Here is a 3,189-nt window from a genome sequence, read left to right as displayed (position 1 = left end):
AAATGCCGACCGCCATCTCAATGCCTGCGCACTGAGATGGCGGCCTTTTTATACGCCGGGAGATTTTACGGTTACGCTGTATCGCGGCCTGTCCGGTCCTCAACGCCAACCATGTGGTGGAACGGGAAGATGAGACCCAGTATATTCATGTAGACGCCTCCAAGTGCATCGCCTGCGGCTCCTGCCTGGACGCCTGTGAACACAATGCCAGGGAATTTTTAGATGACACCCAGCAGTTTGTGGAGGATCTGAAGCGGGGACAGCCCATCTCAGTGCTCTACGCACCGGCGCTGATGGCCAACTACCCCAATGAATATAAAAACATTTTGGGGGCGCTGAAGCAGATGGGAGTCCGCCACCTGTACAGCGTGGGCTTTGGGGCGGATATCACCACCTGGGCTTACATCCGTTATATCCAGGAAAACAACTTTCAGGGGGGTATTGCCCAGCCCTGTCCGGCCATCGTGGGGTACATTGAAAATGTACTTCCGGAGCTGCTCCCCAAGCTGATGCCGGTCCACAGCCCCTTGATGTGCGCTGCCATCTATGTGAAAAAATATTTGGGCATAGGAGACAAGCTGGCCTTTTTAGGCCCGTGTATTGCCAAAAAAGCGGAGATCCGTGACCCCAACACCAATGGCCTGGTTACCTACAATGTGACCTTTGACCATCTGCTCCGCTATCTCCGCCAAAATAACATCCACGGCCAGCCGGTGGAAGAGGAGCTTCCCTCCGGCCTGGGCGCGTTCTACCCTATGCCGGGCGGCCTGAAGGAGAATGTGCGATGGTTCTGCGGAGAGCAGGTGTTTGTCCAGCAGAGCGAGGGCGAGAAGAGCGTCTACCGCACCCTGCGCAGCTACGCCAAGCGGGTGAAGGGGGGCAAATCTCTGCCCTTTTTACTGGACGTGCTCAACTGTGAGCGCGGCTGTATCGACGGACCCGCTGTAGAGGAGTCCAAGCGGGGCAGCGACGATATGCTGTATGCCATCCAGCAGCAGAAGGCGTCCAGACATGGAGCGGGACGGGGCGCCTGGAGCAAGCGGAAAAGTCCCCAAGCCCGTCTGAAACTGCTCAATAAGACCTTTTCCAAGCTGAACTTCCAGGATTTTGTCCGGCGGTATACAGACCGCTCCATGGAGAACATGGTCCTCCAGCCCAATGAGGACCAGCTGCGGGAGATTTTCCGGCGGCTGGGAAAGACCACCCGGGAAAGTCAAATCATCAACTGCGGCGCCTGCGGATATGCCACCTGTCAGGAGATGGCCACCGCCATTTTCAACGGGTGCAACAATCCCAATGGCTGTGTCCACTACATCAAGCAGCAGGTGGAAGAGGAAAAGAGAGAAGTGGAGGCCATCTCCCGGCGGATCATGGACAAGAACCGGCAGGTGGGAGAGATGGTGCTGGACGCCAACCAGCAGCTCCAGACCCTCAGCGGCTCCATCAACGCCATGACCGAACAGAACGCCAGCAATGCCGACGAGAGCGCCAGCATCAATACATCCATGCAGCAGATCGTGGACTTCAGCGCCAGGCTGATCCAGGTGCTGGATGGGGTTGGAACACTGCTGGAGGAGCTGGAGAAGAACAACAACGGCATCGAGCAGATTGCCCTGCGCACCCAGCTGCTCTCCCTCAACGCCTCGGTAGAGGCGGCCCGGGCCGGAGAGGCGGGGAAGGGCTTCTCCGTGGTGGCCAGCGAGGTGCGCTCCCTCAGTGCGGCCAGCCAGCAGACCGCCCAGATGAGCAGCAACAATAAAAATGAAATCTGTGAGACGCTGGACACGCTGAAGCAGGATGTGGAACAGCTGTGCTCGGTCATCGACCAGGTCAATGAGCGGCTGAGCCGTCTGACAGCCAACAGTGAGGAGATCTCCGCCGCGGCCCAGGAGATCCGGCAGGCAACCGAGCGGCTGCAAACGCACTTTGAGTCCCTCAATCAGATGAGTCAGAGCACCGATTGAGCAAAGAAACGGATACGCCCCCCGGCTGGGATGGTCCCGGCCGGGGGGCGTTGTTGGATTTTGGAAGCTCAGGCCAGAGAAGGCAGGGCGGCCAGCAGGCCGTCCACATCGGCCTCAGTGGTATGGAAGCAGGCCACAAAGCGCACCACGGTATGGGTTTCGTCGTAGGGACACCAGTCCTCATACTGGCACACCGCGTCGATCTGGGGCTTCATGTCATTGGGAACAACAAAAAAAACCTGGTTGGTGGGGGATTCCACCCACAGCTTCCAGCCCTTGGCCTTCAGCCCGTTCTGGAGCCGGGCGGCCATCTCATTGGCCTGACGGCCCATCTGAAAGTATAGATCATCCTCAAAGAGGGCCAGGAACTGAGCCCCCTGAATCCAGCCCTTTTCCATTACGGCTCCCAGCCGCTTTTTCATGCGGAAAAAGCCGTCGGTCAGCTCAGGCCGGGTGATGACCAGGGCCTCACCGAACATGGCGCCGTTTTTGGTGCCGCCAATGTAGAAGGCATCGCACAAAGCGGCAAACTCCGGCAAAGTCATATCGTTGGCGTCGGAGGTCAGGGCGCATCCCAGCCGGGCCCCGTCCACAAAGAGAAGCAGACCGTTGGCGTGACAGAATTCCGACAGGGCGGTGAGTTCCGCCTTGGTATACACCGCGCCGTTCTCGGTGGCGTTGGAGATGTACACCAGCCCCGGCTTGGTCAGATGGACGTCCTGGTGGAGCTTGAGCAGGGGCACCAACTGCTCGGGAACGATCTTGCCGTCAGGGGTGGCGGGAACGCTGAGAATCTTGTGACCGGTAGCCTCAAAAGCACCCACCTCGTGGCCGTTCAGGTGGCCGGAGTCGGGGCAGATGGCCGCCTCCCAGGGCTTGAGCAGGAAGGCGCAGGCCACCACGTTGGTCTGGGTGCCGCCCACCAGAAATTCCACCATGGCGTCGGGACAGCCGCACACCTCACGGATACGGTCCTTGGCTTTGGCGGTGTACTTGTCTTCACCGTAGCCGATGTTGCCCTCCAGATTGGCGGCACACACTGCCTCCAGCACCTTGGGATGGGCGCCAAAGGAGTAGTCATTGCGGAACCAGTATTTCATATCCATAACCTCCATATCAAAAAGGGCGGGCGGCCTATAGCCGCCCGCCTCAGCCTGTCGAAAAAGTCCAGCGAAAGCTGGGCTTTTTCGTTTGCAAGAGGTAAAATAGCAATAGGTGGTGAGAA

Annotated in this window: 2 protein-coding genes; one reads left to right on the top strand and one right to left on the bottom strand. The window is 58.7% G+C overall.

The features are described 5' to 3' along the window. Nucleotides 1–113 precede the first annotated feature (113 nt). Nucleotides 114–1,964 (top strand): [Fe-Fe] hydrogenase large subunit C-terminal domain-containing protein, encoded by a 1,851-nt coding sequence (locus tag Q0J75_RS12325; RefSeq protein WP_297201783.1) that lies wholly within the window; start codon nucleotides 114–116, stop codon nucleotides 1,962–1,964. 68 nt (nucleotides 1,965–2,032) lie between these two features. Here the strand turns inward: Q0J75_RS12325 and Q0J75_RS12320 are convergent, their stop codons facing one another. Continuing rightward, on the bottom strand, nucleotides 2,033–3,064 hold the full coding sequence (locus tag Q0J75_RS12320; RefSeq protein WP_297201781.1) for a threonine aldolase family protein: 1,032 nt from the start codon (nucleotides 3,062–3,064) through the stop codon (nucleotides 2,033–2,035). Nucleotides 3,065–3,189 lie beyond the last annotated feature (125 nt).

The organism is uncultured Flavonifractor sp. (assembly GCF_944385615.1).
Classification (GTDB): Bacteria; Bacillota; Clostridia; order Oscillospirales; family Oscillospiraceae; genus Flavonifractor.
Note: the sequence above shows the minus strand (reverse complement) of the source record. Positions and strands in the feature narration are given on the sequence as shown.